8 protein-coding genes are annotated in these 21,890 nt (G+C 66.1%); all 8 read right to left on the bottom strand.

Going from position 1 to position 21,890, the window contains the following annotated elements; all coding sequences use genetic code 11:
- Positions 1-149 precede the first annotated feature (149 nt).
- Positions 150-12,200: a filamentous hemagglutinin family protein gene (locus QMX97_RS03080; RefSeq protein WP_282395951.1), complete on the bottom strand. Its 12,051-nt coding sequence runs from the start codon at positions 12,198-12,200 to the stop codon at positions 150-152.
- Between the two features lie 185 nt (positions 12,201-12,385).
- The gene (locus tag QMX97_RS03085) at positions 12,386-13,582 is read right to left on the bottom strand and encodes a substrate-binding domain-containing protein (protein WP_282395953.1); all 1,197 of its coding nucleotides are present in this window, start codon (positions 13,580-13,582) and stop codon (positions 12,386-12,388) included.
- 383 nt (positions 13,583-13,965) lie between these two features.
- On the bottom strand, positions 13,966-15,177 hold the full coding sequence (gspF, locus tag QMX97_RS03090; protein ID WP_065905925.1) for a type II secretion system inner membrane protein GspF: 1,212 nt from the start codon (positions 15,175-15,177) through the stop codon (positions 13,966-13,968).
- The gene (gene gspE, locus QMX97_RS03095) at positions 15,177-16,595 is read right to left on the bottom strand and encodes a type II secretion system ATPase GspE (RefSeq protein ID WP_065905923.1); all 1,419 of its coding nucleotides are present in this window, start codon (positions 16,593-16,595) and stop codon (positions 15,177-15,179) included. Before gspE ends, gspF begins: the two co-directional genes overlap by 1 nt.
- A gap of 517 nt (positions 16,596-17,112) precedes the next feature.
- Positions 17,113-19,443 (bottom strand): type II secretion system secretin GspD, encoded by a 2,331-nt coding sequence (gene gspD / locus QMX97_RS03100; protein ID WP_282395954.1) that lies wholly within the window; start codon positions 19,441-19,443, stop codon positions 17,113-17,115.
- Entirely contained in the window at positions 19,440-19,952 is a 513-nt protein-coding gene (locus tag QMX97_RS03105; protein WP_262134356.1) for a type II secretion system protein M, read from the bottom strand. Before QMX97_RS03105 ends, gspD begins: the two co-directional genes overlap by 4 nt.
- Positions 19,945-21,015 (bottom strand): type II secretion system protein GspL, encoded by a 1,071-nt coding sequence (gene gspL, locus QMX97_RS03110; RefSeq protein ID WP_282395956.1) that lies wholly within the window; start codon positions 21,013-21,015, stop codon positions 19,945-19,947. The genes QMX97_RS03105 and gspL overlap by 8 nt, the downstream gene beginning before the upstream one ends.
- On the bottom strand, positions 21,012-21,890 hold the full coding sequence (gene gspK / locus QMX97_RS03115) for a type II secretion system minor pseudopilin GspK (RefSeq protein ID WP_282395957.1): 879 nt from the start codon (positions 21,888-21,890) through the stop codon (positions 21,012-21,014). Before gspK ends, gspL begins: the two co-directional genes overlap by 4 nt.

The following is a 21,890-nucleotide window of genomic DNA, read 5'->3' on the forward strand; positions in this document are numbered from 1 at the left end:
CCGGCGATGCAGGCACCTCGGTACATCAGGCACACCCAGGTGATGCCATCTCAGGCAAGCCAGCACCTACACAGGTCCGGGCAGCAGCCAAAAAAAACGGGGCGATCATTGATCGCCCCAAAGGTACATCGAGAGGTCCTTCTGTAAATCTACAAACTGATCTGCTTGCGCTCCTCGTCGGTCAAGCGGGCCCGCGCCTGTTCACTCAGCGGCCCCGCGCCCAGGACCTGCACCGGGCTGTTGGGGTTGTAGCCCGAGGTCTTCTGCGCGGGTGCCGGTTCTTGCGGCAAGGGCTCGCTGCCCAGGCTCAACACTTCCACGGTCATGATCGACGGCCGGCCCTGCTTGGCCGCTGTCTGCTGGCTGCGCGCCGCGTCTTCCGCCGCCTGGGACGCCGCCGCCCCTGCCGCGCTGGCCGAACTCATGGCCCCGGTGTTGACGGTGGCCGACACCGGCACCCCGGACGACTTGCCCTGGGTCTGGATGTTGGCCGCGTTCACCACGTGCAAGGCAGCGATGTTGACGTTGCCCGACACCCGAATGCCCGCCTCGCCCGCATCGATGGTGCCCATCGGCGCAATCAGGTCGATATCCCCCGCCGGCACTTCCGGGATCGGGTTGAGCGTGGCGATCCCCGCACCGGTACTCGGCACCGATGGCGACAGGCCGACGTTGCCCCAGTTGTCATAGACACGCTTGGGCGGCGTGTACACCACGGTGGTCTTGGAGCCCCGACCGGCGTTGATGTCGCCTTCGCTGGTCCAGCCCATGATCGAGCCGCCGAAGGTGGTCATGATGCGGCTCTGGCCCAGCAGGATGCTGCCCAGGGAATACAGCTGGATATCGCCGGCCCCCTGGGTGATCACACCGGCGGTGGACGGCGGTGCGGCGCCTTCGATGCCGAAGGTCTGGCTGCCGCCCGGCGTGAGCATCTGGATCGAACCACCGAAGTTGGTGTGCACGCCCGCGCCGCCGAACAGGGTGATATCGCCCTTGTAGGTGAGCGGATTGCCGGCCACGTCCTTGTCCGGGAACAGTGCCGCAATCGCCGCGCGGCCACGCAGGTAGCTGCCCTGGCGCACGCTGCCGTCCTGGTTGTACTCGCGGCCGGCGGCCTTGAGTTCGGCGAAGTACACGTCGCGGGCAAACACCCGTTGTTGCTCGGCCGGCAGGCTGGCGTAGTAGGCGCGGGCCTGCTCGCTGTTGCCGACAAACCCGAAGCGCTCGGCCAGCCAGCCGACCAGTTCGTTTTCGTAGGTCTTGGCCACCTTGGCGCTCTGCAACGACTCGCCCGGTTGCGCCAGGTTGGCGGGGTTCAGGTACGGTTCGACGAAGCGGCGGTAATCCGGGCCGTTGGCGCCGACGCCGGCTTGCATCACGATGCTCGCGCCGGGGCGTGTGTCGCCCGCCGCCACAGCGCCCAGGCTGGTGATACCGACCTTGTCGTCCATCAGGATATTGCGCCCGGCGCTCACTTCCAGATTGCCGGGACCGGCGACGTTGAAGCTGCTGTAGAGGATGTCGCGACCGGCGCTGACGATGGAGATATCGGTGGGGCTGTTGTGCACGAACACGTTGCCGGCGAAAGTGTAGCTACCGGTACTGTCGTCGCCACCGCTGGCCCCTGCCAGGCCGGTACCGCTGCTGACGATATCGCGCCCGGCCCGCATCCAGACCGGGCCTGCGCCTTCAAAATAGGTTTGCCCAAGACGCGGATCATCGGCGGTGGTCATCGTCAGCGTACGCCCACTGTTGACCCCCAGCAGATCCCCCGTCATTGCATAGAAACGCGCGGGCTCCAGGGCATTCCCCCATTGGGTGCTGGCGGTATTTGGACCAAAGGCAAACAGTGGGAACGAAATGCCCAGCCTGGCAACGTTGGCGTCGGTGGAAACGTTGCCGCTGCCCACGTCCGCTCGCCCGCCGATAAAGCCCTGGAAGGCCGGGTGCAGGATGCTCGCCAAGGTGTCCGGCGCCGCACTGGAACGGCTGATGGTCAGGTCGCCGCCATAGATCGAATCCCCCGCCAGCAGTTGCAACTGGCCGTTGGTCGACGGCGCCAATACCAGCGCCTTGAGCGGCGGCAATACGTTCGTGTTCAACGTCGAAGCGCGGCCATAGTACAGGCTGCCGTTGGCCGCGACTGCACGCAGCGTCGCCGGATACACCGCCGCCAGATCCGACTCGGCGGTATCGGTCAACGGCGTGAGATTGCCCCCGGCGGAGAACAGGTCGATGGCCGTGCGGTCGGTCCACAGGCTGAACCAGCTCTGCCCAACGCCACTGACGCCATTGTTCTCATACGCCAGGACATTCATCTGCGGCGCGCGTCCCGGATCGGCCACGTCCTGCAGCACCAGGTCCCCACGCGTAGACAAATTGAAGGTCGCATCGCCCGGCAGCAGGCTCCAGCCCCCGGTCGCGGCCGCAGACGTCGAGCGGCTCGGATCGTAGGCGCGGATTTCGCTCGGGCTTTGATCCTTGGGTTGGCTGCCGTAGCGCAACGTCAGGCTACCCAGGGCGCCGCCCGTCATCTGTACATGCCCGCGCAGGTCGACCACCGCACCATTGAGATGCTCCAGCGCAATCTGGCTGCCGGGATTGACCGCCCCGCCCACCCGCACGTTCAAGTCACCGCCCCCGGTGAGTTGCAGGCTGCCATCGGCCGCGACCCGCCCGGTGCTGCCTACCGCCAGCACCAGGCCCGTGCTGCGCGGGCTGACGTTGGCGGCCACGTAGCCCGTCAGCGGTTTGAGCATCCCCGCATCGCCACCGACCTCGACATTCAGGTTGCCTCCGCCCAGGGTGCCGAACCCGGTGAAGCCCACCATCCGGTCCGCGAGGCCCGCGACGGGCACCATCGCGCCGAAGTTGATCCACCATGCGGTGGATTGCGCCTGGCTGCCGCTCAAGCCGTTGCCCTGGCGCCACAGCCAATTGCCGACGTTGGCCGAATCCACCTCGCCATCGGTCGTCACCGGACGCCCGCCCGTGGAGCGCGCCTTGCTGGTTATGTTGCCGGTCAGGTTACCGCCGACCTTCAACAACAGGTTGCCGCCCCCCTCCGGGAACCAGGCGCCCGCCGGGCTGCCGGCTGTGGCGGTCGTGGCACTGCCGGCGGTGTAGACGCCGAACAGCGATTCCATGCTCAAATCCCCGCCGGCCAGCAACTCCAGGTCCGCCGCACCGGTGCGGATCACGCTGAAACGCGTGCTGCCGCCGACGATCTTGCTCGGGCCAAACACGCCGTAATGGCTGTCGGCCAGGCGCAGGTTACCGGCCTGCGGCTGCGGTTGCAGCGCTCGGCTATCGGCTGCCTGGGTGTCGGCACCGGCCACCAGGCGCATCGACCAGGCCTCGGAGCCCGCGGGCAGCATCGGCGCCGCCGCCCACAGCTTGCCTTGCCCATCCGCCCCCGGCACACGCAGTTGCACCGAGGTGGCATTGCCCGGCAACTTGACGTTGGTGCCCACCGGCAACAACGCGCCACGGGGCAGCGGCTTGGTGCCATTGAGGATCACCGTCGCGGTGCTGCCCAATACCCCCGGCAACGGCACTCCCGCAGGCCAGGTCATGATGCGCACACTGGTGAGGCTGACCAGCACGGTGCCGGCGTCCAGGATGCTGCCCGCCGGCAAGCTCACGCGCTGGGTCAATATCGTACCCGCCGGGTACAGCACGGCCCCCGCGGCATTACGCACCGCGCCCGCCAACACGGTACCGGCCGGCAGTGCCAGGGTCGCATTGAGGGTCGCCGCCGCCGGCAAGCGGGTGCCGGCCGGCAGGCTGCGGGCCTTGATCGAGATGTCGAAGTTGAGGGCCACGCCGCCGGGGAACGTAGTGCCGTCCGCCAGCGTCACGCCGTTGCCCGGTACCACCACCGTGCCACCGGTGAAGTCGACACCGGCGCGCAGTACCCAGCCGTTGTCATCCGCAGTCGCGGCCGGCGCTGCAAAGCCATCGTTGATACTGCCGTAGATATTCAGGTCGCCACCGGCGCGCAGGGTCAGGCTGCCGGCCTCGGTGGGCTGAACCGATTTGAGGCTGGCGTAGCGATAGCCGGACAGGTTCAGGTCGCCCTGCACGACCAGGTCGCCGTCAGCGCTGTTGCTGACGATTTCCACACCGGGGCGCAAGTGGAAGGTATCGCCGTAGGTCGCGTTGTTCAGGCCGGCCAGCTTGGTCTGCGTCAGGTTGGTATTGCTCAGCGCCGCATTGATGTAGGTGGTGCTTAACGCATGCAGGTCATCCAGGTATTGCTGGGTGACGACTTGATACGGCCGGCCGGTGGCCGTGGTGTCGGTGCCGACCGGCGCATCGGTGTAGGTGGCCATGCCGTTGAGGGCAATCGAACGTGCACCCTGGATCGTCAGGCGCCCACTGGCGTCGATGGCAATGTCATTGGCGCCCACGCGGGGCGCATTCAGTTCCAGGGTGCCCCGGTTGCGTCCGTCATTGCCGGTGGCGGTTTCGGTGCCATGGCGCAGGTCGATGCGCATCCCGTCGGCCAGCGTCAGTTGGCCAGTGCCCGACCCCAGGATCACGCTGGCGCGGTTCGGCGAATCGATGATCTTGCCGTAGCTGTCGACACGCAATTGCGTGCCATGGGCGTCGAGCACCGCCGTGCCGGCCAGCGTCAGGCCGTTCTTGCCGGCCAGGTTGATGTTGCCGACGCGTTCGCCGCTGGCGTCCACTCGGCCGGTGACCAGCAGGCTGCCATTGTCCACCGAGACATTGACGGTATTGGCCTTGACGCCGTCGCCAATCGTCAAGTCGCCCTGCTTGAGCTGGAAGCTGCGCGCACCAAACACCTCGCCCTGGTTGAGGCGCTGGTTAAGGGCCGCGAACCGCTCGCTCAGGCTGCCGCTGCCGCCCAGGTGCTGGGCCTGGATCTCCACCGCGCCGGCCAGGTAAGGCACCAGCGTGCCGCCGGCATCGTAGTAGCCGCTGCTGCCGGCGAGGATCTTGCCCGCCAGGTCGACGGTGCCCGCCGCGTCGCTCACCGCCACGGCGTGCAGCTTGCCCGCCTGGTTGAAGGTGGCCGAGAGGTCGATGGTCGAGCCCGTGGCCTGCCGCACATTGCCCGCGCTGCTTTGCAGCACCACGTCGCCGCCCGCGCTGTATTTGGTCAGGTCGTCGAACACGATGGCGCGACCGGACACATCAATCGAGGCGTTGTCGGTCAGCACCACATCACCACGGGCGCCCAGGGTCACCTTGCCGCTGGGCAGTACCACCGCGCTGGCCAGGCGCAGGCTGTCGCCCTGCAGCGACAACTCGCCGCCAAGCCCCTCCACCTTGCCCACCGGCCCCGACGAGGCGCTGACATCAATGGCGCCCCCGGCGGTGATCTTGTTCACCGAGCCGGCTTCGCCGGTCATCAGTGGCGTGAGGATATTGAGGTTACCGCCACTGTAGGCAAAGCCCTTGATCGCGTCGTAGGCGCCCTGGCTCTGGTACACCGAGAGGCTGCCCTTGTGGTTGGCGGTGATGCGCTCGCTGGCATTCAGGTTGACGTTGGCAAAGCCCAGCGCCAGGCGGTTCAAGGTGGCGGTGGTACTGGCCTGGGCGAACTCGCCATAGCCGAACGTAATGCGCTCGGCGTTGATGTCCAGGCGCCCGCTGCCGGTGCCGGCACCGCCAGCCACCACAGTGCCGGGGGCTGCCTCGGCGCCCTGCCAGATCAGGTTGGCGGTGTGGATGGTGGCCACATCATTCGCGCCTCCCGCGCCGTAGATCGCCGGGGTGGAGAGCATCAGGTTGTTCAACAGGGACTTGCCCGTGACCGCGTCGTAGGTGTCGAGGGTGGTCGATCCGTAGAAATTGAAGCTGTCGCGTGCCGACAGTTGCAGGGTCTCCAGGGCCGGGGCGCCAAACTGGGTGTCGCCGCGCAGCAGGCGGTCGAGCACTTGCTGGGTGAGGGTCAGGCCCGCCGGCAGGCGATTGGCCGCGGCAGCGTCAGCCAGGGCCTGCGGGCTGCCGACGTTGATGCTGGCGACGCCGAGGTTCAGGTGCCGGGTGCCGTAACGCACCTCGTCGCCCATCAGCAGGGTCTTGTCAGTCAAGGCGACGATGCTGCCCTCGGAGTAGAGAGCGGTTTGCCCGCTGCAAGGGTCGCTGGCACACGTGCCCAGCTTGATCCCGCCGCTGCTGCTGCCCGCGGGCGCACTGACCACATTGAGCAACCCATTGGAGACCGCGAGCATATTGCCCACGCTGTAGACAAAACCATCACGTGCGTCATAGCTGGCCTTGCCGCGCCCGATCGTATTGATCGACGCGCCCTGCTCCACCACGATTTCCCCGTCAGCACTCAAGAGGAATACTTCCGGCGCGGCCAACGTCGCCCCCGTACGCAGGGTGACCGAACCGCTGGGCATATTCGCCAGGTTGATGTAGCCACCGTTCTGGCCATACGAGACCTGGGTCATGCCGCCGATCATCAGGCGTGCGGCACCCAAGGCATTGAGGCTCGCCGCATTCACGGTGACGCCAGCGAAATCCGCTGTGGCCGCATTGCCTGCCGCCACCACTTCGATTTCGCTGTTGTCCATGTTGAGCACCGCCACGGTACCGGCGTAACCGCCGGCAGCCGCATCGAAACGGCCGATCCCCTGGAACGAGAAGGCATCCGCACCGGCCCCCGGCCGCAAGGCCAGCTCCAGGGTCTTGGCGTCCCGCTCGAGCATCGCCCGAGGCACGCCGAGCCTGGCGGCGTCGGCCACCGCGAACTGCGCATAACTGGTTTCGTTGTACTGGGAGTAACGGCGCAAGGTATCGGCCGACGTGAGGATCAATTGGCTGGCAATGCTGTTGCTGATCCCGGTATTGGCGATGGACAGCCGCCCCGCAGTCGACCACGAGCCGTTGCGCATCTGCTGGGTCGGCCCCACGCCTGCGGCCCCGGCCAAGCCGTTGATTTCGACTCGGAACGCGCCGGGCATCAAGGCATACGTCGACGGCATAAGCGTATAGGTGCCCGCCGCGAGCCCCGGCACTCCTGCGCCAATCGTGATTTGCTGGCCGATCAACGGGTCGACCGCGCCGCCCTCCGGCGCCACGGGTGCGTAGCCGGGCTGCACGCCGGGCACAATCGCGTAGACCGGGTTGGTGCCCAGGCCCGGCAGCACAAAACCGCCGTTGGCCCCGATCTGCATCAACGGGTTGTAGCGGGCGTCGGTAGAACCGCCGCGCCCGGAAATAAACCCGGCGCCGAGTAACTCGCCGCCGCCGGACAGGTCCACAGTGGCCTCAGGCAGCACCGCCACCGACTCACCGCCGAGGACCACGCCGACCTGCAGGCCACCGTTCAACGTCGGTATCCCGCCCTGCCCGAGGAACGTCACGGTCTTGCCGTTGTATTGATAGATCTGGCCGTCCACTGTACCGCCGTAAGGCAGCACCAGGCCCCTGCCGCTCACCGAGGTCAGGCTGCCCGGCAGCAGTTCAACTTTGCTGGAACCCAGGCTGCCGATCTCAATCAGCCCCAGCGGCGCGCGTACCACCCCGCCCTGCTTGATGGTCGGGCCACCCAGTTGCAGGCGACCGAACGCCGAGTACGGCACGGCAGCAGTGCTGTTGCCGGTACGGGCGATGGTGAGGGTGCGTGTCGGGTCGTAGTTGTATCCCGTGGTGTCATTGTTAGCGTCCAGATAGCCCGCCATCACCCTCGCGCCGACCTCAGTCGCCGGGTACAGCTGGGCTGCGCGCAAGGTCATATCACCGCGCGTCATCAGTTGCGTGCTGATGCCGGTAGCGATCACATCCGCACCCGCCCCCACCAGAAACCGCAGGTCGCCCTGGCTGGTCAGTTGCACATCATCGAAGCCGCGACGGTCGATACTCACCTGACTGCTATCGCTCAGGGTCAGGTCACTCTTGTTGCTGAACAGCACATTGCCACGCACATCGACCAGGTTGCCGGAGGCATTGAACAGCGCCTGGCTGTCACGTTGAGACATGCCGCTGGTCAACACCGGATGCAGGTATTGTTGTTTGTTGGGGTCCAGCGGCGCGAGGATGCCCGCCAGCAGCAGATAAGGCGCCGACAGGTTGATACGGGAATTGGCCGCCGCCGTTTCAGTCAGCCCCATGGCGCCGCTGTACAGGCGCAGGCTCTGGCCCATGTTCAGCGACACATCACCGTCAAAACTCAGCAGGCCATTGCTGAGCAAGGCCAGGTTGTCAAAACCGCCGGCACGCACCTGGTCCACGCCCAGCGCGCCATGGCCGTACGCCAGGCTGGCGGCGGCCGCGTCGGCGCTGCCCGGCAATGCGCTGCCCTGGTGGGCTTGGCTGAGCACCAGTTCACGGACGTTAAGCACACGGTCGGTCACGGCGCTCATGGCGTAGTACGGGCTTTCCAGCGCCAGCGACAAGCTGCCGCCCGCCGCCCCTGCACCACCGGCGCGCGCTACAAAGCTGCCATCCAGGTACAGGCCGTTGTTGGACGCAAAGCTGATGCGGCCGCCATTGCTTGCCACCTGCACCCGGCCCTGGCCCGGGATATCCAGGGCCGCCTGCGTACCGGAGGCGTCCAGGCGGGCGCCGTCGCGCACCACCACAAACAGGTCGCTGGCCTTGGCAATCCCGGTGGCCAGGTCGATGTCGCCGCCAATACTGATGGTGCCGCCATTGCGGACCTGGCCGTAGACACTGCCGCGATTGCTCACTGCCGTGACGGCCCGCGAGGCGACGTCGATCAGCGCGTTTTCGCCGACCCAGATCGAACGACCGTGGCCGCCAGCGTTGACCAGTTCGGAAGCCGGAACCGTCAAGCCGCCCAGGCTGACACTGCCGCCCCAGGCGTTCAGGGTGCCGTCCAGGGTCAACTGGCCGACGCTGCGCAGGTTGATGCCCTGGCCAGGGTCGACGTTGATCACCGCCCCCTTGCCCACATTCAGCGTGGTCGTCGCCAGTTCGGCCGCCGTGGATTCCTGATGCCCTGCCGTCAAGGTCAGGCTGGCGCCGCGCCGTTGCGTCAGCACGCCCTTGGTGGCGTCTTCCTGATACAGCGCCGGTGTCCAGCGCTCCAGGGCCGTGGCCGGGTCGCTGCCCGTGGGGCTGGCCGAGGTCTGCTCGCCCAGGCGATAGACCGGCGTGGTCACATCCACGCGCGTGCCGTCGGTGACCAGCAAACCTTCGTTGCCGGTGATGTCATAGGCCGAGAAGCCCTTGTTGAAGAAATCGCCCGCCAGTTTCAGTGTGTCGGCGGTCGGTGCGGTGGCGCTGTCGCCGATCTGCACCTTGCGTGCCTGCAACGCCAGGGTGCCGCCGCCGTTGACGCCATAGCCACGGATTTCACCGTCCAGGGCCAGGTTGCCGAGGGCGCCTACGGTCACGTAACCGCCCTTGCCGCCGACGAGCTTGCCGTCGAGGCCAAGGCTGCCACCGGAGGATGCATCCACCACGCTGCCGGCCGCCAGATGCACATTGCCGGTGCTGCGCAACGACACCTTGCCGCCGTTCACCGAGGCCACGCCGCCCACGTCGGCAGGGTCCAGCAGCAGGTTGTTCCAGCGTCCGCTGGTGTCGAGCCTGACGCCGGCGGCCACGTCGAGGCGGCCGTTGCCCGCCAGGATCGTATCGCCGACCGCCCCCGCCTTGAGCGGGTCGACCTGGCTGAGGATATTGCCCGCATTGAGACTGCCGCCATGGGCCGTGAGGTTGGCATTGATGGCTACGCCCGGCCCGAACAGGGTGATGTCGCCCCCGTCCGCCACCTTCAGCGCACCATTGACGGTGATCTGCCGGGTGGCGCCAACCTTGACCGCGCCCAACTGGTAGCCATTGAGCTGGTCACTGTCGAGCACCAGCGTGCCTTGGCGATCCGCCGGCAAGGCGGTGCTGAGGTCGAGGCCATCGGCAATCTTCTGCGTATTGCTGTCGATCAGGACCTGATCGGTGCTGCCGCTCAGGGCATAGCGCAAAGTGCCGGTGGTCTTGTTGTAGATCGGGATGTATTGACCAATGATCAGTTGCGCGCGCTGAGCCCGGGCCTTCTGCGATTGCTGGTAGCCATCGAGGTTGATGTTCGGCGCCTGGGTCTGGCGGTCGCCCTGGAACACGTCGCTGATCAACTGGCCTTCGAGCACCGCGCTGGTGGTGCCGACCACCAGCTTGCCGGCGTCGCGGCCCACGGTATAACCGGCCTCGTAGCGGCGCTGTGGCGCGATCAGCGGGTTGTAGTAGTACTCGGTCTGGCCCCAGCGTGCGCTGGTGTCTTCATAGCCTTTGTAGAAACCCGAATAGAGAATGTCGCCCGGCGCCCTGGACACTTCATACAAGCGGCCATTAGGGCCCTTGAGCCAGGTCTGCTGGATATAACCGGCCTGCACATCCACGGTGCCACCGGACAGGTTGATCTGCGCGCCCTGCTGGGTCACCACCTCCTTGCCGGTGAAGGTCACGGTGCCGCCCTGGGCCATCCATTCACCCACCGAGTGGCCCTGGGTGCCGAGGTAGCCGCCGACTTCCAGCAAGCCGCCAGCGGTATACCAGCGGTCTGTGGCATAGCCGTTGGTGCCCGCCGGCACAAACACCAGCTCACGCAGGTCGACCCACACATCGTTGTTGATCAACTGGCCGCCATCGCGGTTGACCGGCGCATCGCGCTGCTCGTTACCCTGCACGTTGATCTTGATGTTGTTGGATTCCATCGACACCTTGACGCCGACGGCGCCCGACACATCGATCATCGCGCCGTCGCGCACCAGGCTGCGCCCAGCGGCGCTGACCGCGACCTGGCCGCCGGTGGCGAGGGTGATCGAGCCTTTCTGGAAGTCCACGGTGCCGCCGCTGACGATCTCGATCCGTGACTGGTCGGTGCGGTCGGCCACCGCGCTGAGATTGTTGAACGCGCCGGTGACCAGGTTGGCGGGCGTGCCATCAAGGTTGACCAGGCCATTGCCTTTCTGGCTGTTGAGCGCGGTGCTGCCGCTGCTGTCCAGCAGGATCGCGGTGGTACTGCCCTCGCCCAGGGTCACGCTGCCGGTGGTGTCGGTGGCGGCGTTGAGCAAATGGACCGTGCCGCGGGTGTCCACCGAGGTGCTGGCCAGGACCACGCCATTTTGCTGCACCTGGCGCCCGGTCAGCGTGATGTCGCCGGTCGAGGCCATGATCAAGCCGCTGTTGGTGACCTTGCCGGCGCTGCTGCCGGCGTTGAGGCTGGTCGCCACTTCATTGCCACGGGTGGTCGAGCGGTCATTGCCGGTAGTGCCAACGCCCTTGCGGATGTAAAAACTGTCGCCGGCCGCCAGGGTCGCCTGGCCCTTGGCGGTGTTGATAGTGCCGGCGTTTTCCACCTCTGTGCCGAGCAGCAAGGCATAGCCGCCGGCATCGGTGGAGGTGGCCGGGCTGTGGGTCTGGATCAGTGCACCGCGCTGGACCTCGACCTTGCCCGCCGCATCGGTGAAGGTCGGTTGGGTGCCGGTGGCGTCCACGTAGATGCCACGTTGAGTGAATTGCTCATCGGTGATGTTCGCGGCGGCGGCCACCAGGTTGCGCACGTTGACCTGGCTGGTACCGCTGAAGACCACGCCGTTGCGGTTCATGATCATCACCGTGCCGGCGCCGGTGATCTGGCCCTGGATCTCGCTGGGGCGCGCGTTGGGGTCGTTGACGCGGTTGAGCACGGCCCAACTGGCCTGCTGCTGGAAATCCACCGTGGTGTTGCGCCCGACGTTGAAGGTCTCCCAGTTGAGGATCGCCTTGTCGGCGGTCTGCTCGATGGTCACCGTGGTCTTGCCGCCGGCCTGGGTCTGCACCGGGCCCCTGGCGTTGGTCCAGCCCTGGGTGAGGCTGTTATCGACCTGCAGGCCGCCCTTGCCCAGGCCATCGGGAACGGTCGAGACCTGGCCGAAGGCAGCCTGGCGCCCTGCCGCCTGCGCCGCTTGTTGCGCCGCAATCGCCGCGACGCTGGTGTTGAGCGTGCTGATCGAGCGCGACAACTGCTGCTTGACCCGCGCCTGCTGGTTCAGCGATGGAATCCCCGGCACCTGGCCCGCCCCGGTGCGCGCCGCCGTCGCCGCCTGGGACGCGCCCTTGTCGGCAAACCAGCCGGAACTGAAGGCCGTGGCCGCCTGGGCGTTGCCCGCCACCATCAACAGGGCAATGGCCTGGGCCAGCGGTTTGAGGCGCAGGATCGTCTGGGCGCTCTGGCCTTGGGCAGTGCGGTTTACCGGTGATTTGCAGCGGACCATCGGAGATCTTCCTTGTTTGTAATTCGCCAGGGGCAAGACACGCCCGCGTATGAGGGTTAGGCGGTTGGCGAGGGGCCGGACTGAACTTCTGTCATGGAAAGTTCACATGGGGCTGGTAGCGCAAAAAAATCAGCAACGGCACAGGCCGTTGCTGATCGGGTGTTGCAGGTCGGTGAAAGCGTGGGTTACAGCGGACGACCGATGCCGTTGCAGACGTTGGTTTTGCCGATGCTCAGACCGCTGGTTGCCGTCAGGAAAGTGTCGGTGATGGCAGCTTTCCAGTTAGCCGGCAGCGGCACGAAACGGTTGGCCGAAATCGCGGCGTCGTTGTTGGCAGTGGCGTCGAAGTGCTTGGTGAAGAAACCACGTACCTGGGAGGTCTGATCAGCATTGGCATAGCACTGGCTGAAGATCAGGTTGGTGAAGCCAAGGATCGGGTAGCCCGAATCAGGGTACGGTTGAACGCCGGCAGCGCCCACTGGACCGAACACTGGCACCCAGTTGTCAGGGTTGTTGATGTCCAGCGGAGCGCTTGGGTCGTTAGGTGGCAGTACCTGGGCGATGGCGTCGGAAACGTTGCCCGGCGCTGGCGACACACCTTCGACGCCGTTGGCTTCGTCTTTACCGACGCGAGCAACCTTGGTGGCGTCGTCCAGGCCTTCCAGGGTAGAGGCCGCGTAGTCAGGGCTCATGTAGGTGATGCGGCCTTGGGCGGCGCCCAGGGCAGTCATTACACCCTGGCTGCCGGTGGCAGCAACGGCGCCGGCAGGCAAGCCACCGGAGAAGCTGTTGGCGAACGTGGTGGTAACCGCGAAGGAGCCGGTTTCAGCGTTGCACTTGGCATTGAGGAAACGGGTGAACAGCTCGGTGGTGCCGCTGCTCTCGCTGCGATACACGATTACGATCGGACCGGTACGCCCAGCACCGGAAATCCCGCTCCAGTTCTTGATGCGACCGGAGAACACACCGCACAGCTCTTGAACGCTCAGGTCAACATTCGCGCTGCCGGTTTTGTTGAACGGAATGGCCACCGACGTTGCAACCGACGGCACCTGGATCAGCTTGCCCCAGGCCGGTTGTTTGGTAGACGCGTAGGTCGACAATTCAGTCGCAGTCAGTTTGGAATCGCTACCAGCCCAGTGCACGTTCTTATTGGTAACGCCGGCCACGAACTTGGTGTAGTCGTTGGTCAGGAAGGCAGCCTTGCCATTGCCGCTGCCGACGCCGATGTAGGGGGCGAAGCCAGTGGTGAGTACGCCGGCAGTCTGGTACAGCGGCTGTGGCAAGGTCGCGCCGCCGCCGTTTACGTCAGCGAATGCAGCCTGTGCCGAGCACAGTGCAGCGAGGGTCATGGATACCGCGAGAACGTTGCGCTTAAACATGAAGAAGCTCCTTTCGTCGTGTTTGTACGTTTGGGGTAGATGGCTCTTGCATGACGCCATGGCTTCGGTCCCAAGCCGTGATGCGGGGGTGGCGAGGGGTGAGGCCATGGGTAGGAAATTTCGCAGTTTCCGATGACAGCAATAGGAAAAAACCTCGGGAGGAACACCTTGATTTTTAAAAGATTCTCGGGTGTTTTGGTCATCGTTCTGAACGCTTTGGGCGCAGGTGACAGCGAGGTTTCAGCCCGCAATGGGTGGAGGCGGTACGGGCTGTGGCAAGGGCGGTTGGATGTGACGGAATGAGGAACCCGAGGTTGGGCCTGGCGATGTCGGCCCGCGCCGAAATCAACTGAGCAGCCCCTCCTTACCTTTCTTGACCGTATTCAGGTCACGAGTTGGTTGATCTCGATGATCGGCAACAGCACCGCCATCACGATCACCAGCACCACCGCGCCCATCACCACGATCATCAGGGGCTCGAGCAACGCGGTCATGCCCATCGCGCGCCGTTCGATATCCCGCGACAGCGTCTGCGCGGCACGCTCGAGCATCGGCGGCAGCGCGCCGGTTTTTTCGCCGCTGGCAATCAGGTGGATCAGCACCGGCGGGAAGACTTTTTCCACCGCCAGCGCCGGGGCCAGGTTGACGCCCTCGCGCACCTTGGCGGTGGCGTCGTTGACGCATTGGCTCAGGCGGTCGTTGGAGAGGGTCTGGCGCGCCGCTTCCAGCGCGCGCAGCAGCGGCACGCCGGCCCCGCCGAGGATCGCCAGGGTCGAGGCAAACCGCGCGGTGTTCAGGCCCAGCACAAAGCGCCCGATCAGCGGCAGGCGCAGCACGCGACTATGCCAGTTCAGGCGCGCCACGGGATTGCGCAGGTACAGGCGCCAGCTCCAGAAACCGCCGACAAGCGCACCGAAACACAACCAGCCCCAGGCGCGAATGAAGTCGCTGGCGTTGAGCATCGCCAGGGTCAGGCCCGGCAGGTCCTGGCGCGCCTGGGAAAACGCGCTGACCACCTGCGGCACCACGTAGCTCAACAGGAAAATCACGATGCCGATGGACACCAGCCCAACCACGCCGGGGTAGATAAAGGCCGTGAGGATCTTGCCGCGCAGGTTGTTGCGCTCCTCAATGTAGTCGGCCAGGCGCTCCATCACTTGGGCGAGGTCGCCGGACTCCTCCCCCGCCGCGATCAACGCGCGATAGATCGACGGAAAATCCCGTGGCCGTGCCGCCAATGCATCAGCCAAGCGCATGCCGCCGCGCACATCGGCACGTACGGCGGCGAGGGTCTGGGCGATGTGCTTTTTCTCGGCCTGCTCCACTGTCGCACTCAGTGCTGCCTCCAGCGGCAGGCTGGCGCCGAGCAGGCTCGCCAGTTGTCGCGTGGCCCAGGCCAGGTCATTGTCCGACAGCTTGGCAGTGAACAGGCTGCTGCCGGCGGCATTCGACTGATTGCCTTCAACCTGTACCAACAGCGCGGTCAGGCCACGGCTGCGCAACGCGGCAAACGCGCCGCTCTGGCTGTCCGCCTCCAGGTGCCCGGCCTCGACTTTGCCGCTGGCGTCGGCGGCTTCATAGCGATAGCGATTCATCAGGCGTCCCGCGTCACGCGCAGGATTTCTTCGGGCGCAGTGGCGCCGCTGCGCACCCAGCGCTCGCCGTCTTCGCGCATGCTCAACATCCCGGCGCGGCGCGCGGCCACGCGCAGGTCCTGCTCGCCGGCGCCCTGGTGGATCAGGCTGCGCACGTCGTCGTCGACGCAGAACAATTCATGGATCCCGGTACGCCCGCTGTAGCCGACCTGGTTGCATTGCGCGCAGCCCACCGGGCGCCAGGTGCCGGGCGCGGCCGGGTCCTGTTGCTTGCAATGCGGGCACAGGCGCCGCACCAGGCGCTGGGCCAATACGCCCAACAGCGACGACGCCAGCAGGAACGGCTCGACCCCCATGTCGATCAGGCGGTTGACCGCCGACACCGCGTCGTTGGTGTGCAGGGTCGCCAGTACCAGGTGGCCGGTGAGCGAGGCTTGCACGGCGATTTGCGCGGTCTCCAGGTCACGGATTTCACCGATCATGATGATGTCCGGGTCCTGGCGCAGAATCGCGCGCAAGGCCAGGCCGAAGGTCATGTCGATCTTGGCGTTGACCTGGATCTGGCTGATGCCCGGCAAGTCATATTCCACCGGGTCTTCCACGGTGAGGATATTGCTGGTGCTGGCATCCAGCCGCGCCAGGGCCGCGTACAGGCTGGTGGTCTTGCCGCTGCCCGTGGGCCCGGTGACCAGCACGATGCCGTGGGGCTGGCGGATCAGCGTATCGAGGCGCGCGAGCAACTGCGGCTCCATGCCCAGGGTTTCCAATTGCAGGCGCCCGGCCTGTTTGTCGAGCAAACGCATCACCACGCGCTCGCCATGCCCGGTCGGCACGGTCGATACGCGAATATCAATCGGCCGGCCGGCCACGCGCAGGGCGATACGGCCGTCCTGGGGCAGGCGCTTTTCGGCGATATCGAGCTGGGCCATGATCTTGATCCGCGACACCAGCGCGCCATGCAGCGCCTTGCGCGGCGACACCACGTCACGCAGGGTGCCGTCGACGCGATAGCGCACCACCGAATGGGTTTCATAGGGTTCGATGTGAATGTCACTGGCCTCATCCCGCGCCGCCTGGGTGAGCAAGGCGTTGATCATGCGAATCACCGGCGCGCCGTCCTGGGTGTCCAGCAGGTCGGTGATTTCGGGCATGTCTTGCATCAGGCGGTCGAGGTCGACTTCGTTTTCGGCGGCGCCGACCACGGCGGCGGCGCTGCCGGTGTCGGCGTAGGCACTGGCGAGCAGGCCGTCGAGTTCGTCGTCGCGCACCTGTTCAAGGCGGCTGTGGCCGAACTGACGGTGTACCTCGCTGATGGACCAGCCGGGGGTCGAGGGGCATACGGTGAGTAGCCTGCCTTCCTCGCAGGGACGCAGGAGGATGCGTTGGGATTTGGCCCAGGCGTAGGGGAGCAGGCTCATGGTTTTGGCTCGCTTGCACTGGATTTAGAGGGACCGAGTACATATCCGTTGTTGGGGTAACGGCTACTTGGGGTTCCGCTCTTACAGCGGCTCACTTTTGAAGAGCGCAAAAGTAAGCAAAACGCTCTTGCCCCAACACTCGGCACCTCGCCCAGGCTCGGTGTGCCCGTAATCCGACATTGATTTGGGCGGCCGCTGCCACGCGCCATCCATGGCGCGGGGCGGCTAAACCGGCATCCCTGCCGGTTTACCCCCCAAATCAATATCGAATTCCGGCCAGCGTGTTTGATGGGGCGCCTAGGATCAAGATCAAGATCAAGGTCAAGATCAAGATCAAGGTCAAGATCAAGATCAAGGTCAAGGTCAAGGTCAAGGTCAAGGTCAAAAACAACGCGAAAGCAGGTGGGTTTTTCTGTGGGAGCTGGCTTGCCTGCGATGGCCTCCACTCGGTGTGCATGCCGTACCGCGGTATCTGCAGCGCAGGCAAGCCAGCGCCCACCAAGAGCGCAACCATAAGTCACGGCCGCGCCCCTCCGGAAACCGGTACCGCGCGAATCACTGCCCGCGGCCCCTGTTGTTGACCACCCGGGATCGCCTTCTCCACCGAAGGCAACTGCGGCGCCTGCACATCCGGCATCGCCCAGCTGTGCTCCGGTTGCAGCCCGCCCTGGGCGCGGCGCATGAATTCGTAGCGGTTCAGGGTGATGCTGCGCCCTGCTCCGCTGTCGCGGATGATGTAGGGGCGCAGGAACACCATCAGGTTGGTCTTGTTCACGCTGCGCTTCTCATTGCGAAACAATGCGCCCAGGCCGGGAATATCCGACAGCCACGGCACCGCATCATTGCTCTGGCTGTAGCCGTCCTGCAGCAGCCCGCCGAGCACCATGATCTGCCCGTCATCCAGCAGGATGCTGGTGTCGATCGCGCGCTTGTTGGTCACCGTGCCGGCCTCCACCGAAGCCCGCGCATCCACGGTGCTGACCTCCTGGTAGATATCCAGCTTCACCGTGCCGCCCTCGGAAATCTGCGGGCGCACGTTGAGCTTGAGCCCCACCTCCTCACGCTGCACGGTCTGGAACGGGTTGTTGCTGGTGCCCCCGCCGCCGGTCACGTAGCTGCCGGTGACAAACGGGATGGTCTGCCCGACGAAAATACTCGCCGCTTCGTTGTCCAGGGTCAGCAGGTTCGGCGTCGACAGCACGTTGGTGCCGCCCTTGCTCTTCAGGGCGCGGGCCAGCACCTTGAGGTCGAGCACCTTGCCGATCCCGGGGATGTCTACGGTGCCGTTGACCAGGCCGACGTTGAGGCCCTTGGGCAGCACATCAATGCTGGTGGGGCTGGCGGGCGTGCCATTCACGCCGCTGCCGCCCAGGTTGACGCCGCCGAAGCCGCCCTTGCCACCGAGGTTGCCGGCCTGCCATTGCACGCCAAACTCGGTGGCGTCGTCCTCGCCGACTTCCACGATCAGACTTTCGATCACCACCTGGGCGCGGCGCTGGTCGAGCATGTCGATCACTTCGCGCAGGTTGCGGTACAGCGGGTCCGGGGCGGAAATCAGCAAGGTGTTGGTGGTGGCGTCGGCCTGGATGGTCACGCCGCCGGCGCTGAATGCGGTGTCCTGGTCACTGGGAGTGCTGCCGGTGCCAGGGGTGGAGCCGCTGGCTTGCCCGTAACCCGACTGCACGCCGCTGCCGGTGGGCGTGCCGCTGCTGTTTTGCGCGGTGCCGGTGGCCGGGCTGTTCTTGCTATTGCCGCCCATGCTGCTGAGCTTGCCACGGGCATCGTCGCTCACCCCGGTATCGCTTTCGCCGGTAAGCAGCCCGCGCAGCGACTGCGCGAGCTTGCCGGCCTGGGCATTGCGCAGGTACACCACGTGCATATTGCTCGGGTTGCTCTGGGCATTGTCGAGCTTGTAGATAAGGTTGCGCGCCAGCTCCGTACGCTCCGGGCTGCCGGAGCGGATGATGATCGAATTGGAGCGCGGGTCGCCGATCACGTTGATCTTCTGGGTCTGGTCGGCGCCCTGGGTTTCCAGCAACTCGCCGACCATCGCGGCGATGTCCACGGCGATGCCGTTCTGCACCATCACCACGTCGGTGTCGATGGCGCTCGGGGTGTCGATGCCATTGATGATCTGCGCGACGCGCGCGAGGTTTTCCGCATAGTCGGTGATGACGATGCTGTTGTTGCCGGGGTAGGCATTGATCGGGTTGTTCGGCGACACGATGGGGCGCAGCACCGGGATCAGGTTCACCGCATTTTCATACTGCAGGCGGAAAGTGCGCGTCTGCATGCCACTGCTGCCGGCGCTGTAGATCGGCCCGCCAAGCAACTTCGCATCGGCCTCCGGCACCACCTGGGCCACGCCGCCCACATCGACCACGCTGAAGCCCTGCATGCGCAGCGCCGCCAGTAGCATGTCGTAGGCCTGGTGCGCGGGCACCTGGCCCTCGCTGACCAGGGTGAGGTTGCCTTTCACACGCGGGTCTACCAAAAATTGCTGGCCGGTGGCGCGGGACAAGGCGCGCACCACCGCCTGGATATCCGCGTCGACGAAATTGAGCTGCACCGGCTGGTCGCCCAGCGGGTTGCGCGCCTTGACCGGCGCCGGGGCCTGGCCGCGCGCACTGTGGGTGACCGGGTGTTGCACGCGGGGTTTGGGCGGGACTTCGCGCTGGCGATCGAGCGGGGTTTCGCCGCTGCGACGGGTGTCGGCCAGAGGCTGGCCGAGTTCGCTGTCCACCAGCAAGGGCGTGTTTGGCTGCGGGCTGCTGCACGCGCTCAACGCCAGCAACAGCAGCGGCGCGACCTTGCGAAAAGGCGCGTGATGGGGGACTGACCACTTCATGAAGCTTCCTTAGCGCCAAGCGCCTGATCCATGCGAACGGTCCCGGACACAGTACCGGCCGAGTTATCGACAGCATCCGGCGCGCGCTGCAAGCGCGCCTCGGACACTTCCAGGGAAAACGAATGGGGATTGCCCAGCAACCAGCTCACCACGGCGTCTGCCGGGGCATTCTCCAGCGTGAGGCGCCAGCCGCCGGCGTCCAGTGCCTGCAACTGGTAATGCCCTTGCAGGCCGGCGCCATCGAGGGCCTGGCGCAACGCGGTTTCATCGCCGTGGCGCGGCGCCGCGACGTCCTGCAACAGCACCTGCAAGGCCGCCGCCTGGGCGCGCAGCTTGGGGGTCTCGGCCTGCCAGTACTCGATCTTCTTCAGCGCGGGTTGCACCAGCACCAGCCAGGTCAACAGACTCGCCAGGACCAGCGCAGCGCCGATCAGCAGGCGTTTCTCGCGCAACGCCAGGCCGCTCCAGAACACCTGCGCCTGGCTGCGCACCTGCCGCCACTTATTCATCACTGGCCTCCGGTTTCTCGGCGGCCTGGGCCGGGCCGATGCTCCAGCCATGCTCATCGCGCTCGGCGACAAAGCCGGCCTGGGCCAGCGCGGCTTGCCAATCGCCCACGGCCGTGGGGCTGCGACTGTCGGCGAGCAGCGCCAGGTGCAAGCGGCCCTGTTCGAAGTCCAGGCTCTCGACGCTGCCGACCATGAAGGGCAGATTGCTGCCCGCCAGCTGCAACAGGCGGGTAAAGCGCTGGCCCGGATCGGCGGCCGCACCGCTCTGGCGCGCAGCCAACTGCTGGCGGGCCTGCTGCAATGGGTTGAGCACCACTGGCAATTCAGGAAATGCCTGGCGGACCTGCTGGCTCATCAGCGCCTTGAGCCGCTGGCCCTCATCCACCTGGCGGGCGGCATACAGGTTGAGGCCGACGGTCCAGATCGCCGTCGCCAGCGCTACACCGGCGAGCGCCCTGCCCCATCCGCCACGGGGTGCCTGGCTGAGACGCGCGTGCAAGCCCCAGGTCGGCACGGCACCGCTCCAACGCTGCTGCGCCTCCACCAACGGCACATCGAGGGCCTGCAAGCCCAACGGGTGCACGGCGCCTTGCTGCAGGCTGTCACGGGTCAACAGATAGCCGTCGTCCAACGCTGCCGCGCCGACCGGCAAGGCATACGGCGCCGGGTACAGCCCGCGCAGCTTGAGCGGGGTCTGTGCGACGACCGCGGCGAGCCGCTCCAGGCCGGCCTTCGACACCCAGCCGACCTGCACGCGCCCATCGCTTTCACGCGGGCCGTGGGCCACCTGCATCTGCTCCACCGGACCGAGGATCAGCGCCTGGGCGGCACAGGCCACCGCCGCAGCGGTTTTCGCCGCGGGCAACGGCGGCAACTCAAGGCTGGTGAGCAGGCTGTCGCGCGGATGCAGGAAGCAATCCAGCGCCTGGCGGGTCTTGCCCAATTGCGCCAGGCTGGCGTGCCCTTCATCCACCACCACGCCGCGCTCCAGCCAGGCAAACGTCACCTGGCTGTCCACGCTCAACCCATCGAGCGGCGGCAGGCCAATACGCAAGCGTTTCATACCCCCACCCGCGACCAGATCACCCGTGGCGGGCGGTCTTCGGGCCGATGCAGCAGCGCGTCGAGGGTCACCCGACGCTGCTCGCGCCGTGCCTGCCCGTGCAGGCGAAACCACTCGCTGGTAATGCCCACCTGCACCGAATCCACCGCCACCTGGGGCAAGTGCAAGCGGTTGACGAAATCCCCGCGGTTGATAAACCAGCGGCCGCTGTCACGTTCGGCCAGCAACCCCCGCGCCTGGGCCAGGCTGAGCTGCGGCACCACCGCGCTGAGCACTTCGGCGCTGGCGGTGTTGCCGTTGACCCAGGTATTGCTCGGAAGCACGCTGATATAGGTGCGCAGGCGCCGCAACAGCGCCGGGTCCAGGCCGTCAATGCCGCTCAAGTCGTCGAGGTTGCGCAGCATCGGGTATTTGGCCGGCACACCGTTCTGCTCGTAGGAGGCGATGACCCGCTGGCTGATGCGCCGACTCACGGCCGGGTCGACCCCGATCAGGCGGCACAGGCGCTCGAAGGACTGCAATTGTTCGGCATCCGGCTGCTGGCGGTTGACCAGGTTGCGCAGGTTGAACTTGCCCTGCTCATCCTCGATCTGCCCCTCGAACGCGCCGCCCTGGGCCTGCGCCCACGGCTGGTCGAGGCGCGTCAGCACCTCCTTCTGGCGCGCCTCCCAGAGCATCTGCCGGCTGCGCTCCAGGCCGCCCTGCAACAGCCACTGGCCCTGTACGCGCAATTGCTCGGTTTCCAGGCTGCGAGTGAACACACTCTGACGCGTGAGCATTGCGCCGGCGAGCACGGCCACCACCGCCGCGATCAGCAAGGCGCTGATAATCGCCATGCCGCGCTGCTTCGCCGCTGTGGGCGAATACCGTTTCAT

The sequence above is a fragment of the Pseudomonas sp. PS01298 genome, assembly GCF_029959745.1.
Classification (GTDB): domain Bacteria; phylum Pseudomonadota; class Gammaproteobacteria; order Pseudomonadales; family Pseudomonadaceae; genus Aquipseudomonas; species Aquipseudomonas aylmerensis.

What these genes read in the sequence shown, in the direction of transcription:
- gspE (WP_065905923.1), bottom strand. Translation starts at nt 16,595, where the DNA reads ATGAGCCTGCTCCCCTACGCCTGGGCCAAATCCCAACGCATCCTCCTG.
- QMX97_RS03080 (WP_282395951.1), bottom strand. Translation starts at nt 12,200, where the DNA reads ATGGTCCGCTGCAAATCACCGGTAAACCGCACTGCCCAAGGCCAGAGC.
- gspD (WP_282395954.1), bottom strand. Translation starts at nt 19,443, where the DNA reads ATGAAGTGGTCAGTCCCCCATCACGCGCCTTTTCGCAAGGTCGCGCCG.
- gspL (WP_282395956.1), bottom strand. Translation starts at nt 21,015, where the DNA reads ATGAAACGCTTGCGTATTGGCCTGCCGCCGCTCGATGGGTTGAGCGTG.
- QMX97_RS03105 (WP_262134356.1), bottom strand. Translation starts at nt 19,952, where the DNA reads ATGAATAAGTGGCGGCAGGTGCGCAGCCAGGCGCAGGTGTTCTGGAGC.
- gspF (WP_065905925.1), bottom strand. Translation starts at nt 15,177, where the DNA reads ATGAATCGCTATCGCTATGAAGCCGCCGACGCCAGCGGCAAAGTCGAG.
- QMX97_RS03085 (WP_282395953.1), bottom strand. Translation starts at nt 13,582, where the DNA reads ATGTTTAAGCGCAACGTTCTCGCGGTATCCATGACCCTCGCTGCACTG.
- gspK (WP_282395957.1), bottom strand. Translation starts at nt 21,890, where the DNA reads ATGAAACGGTATTCGCCCACAGCGGCGAAGCAGCGCGGCATGGCGATT.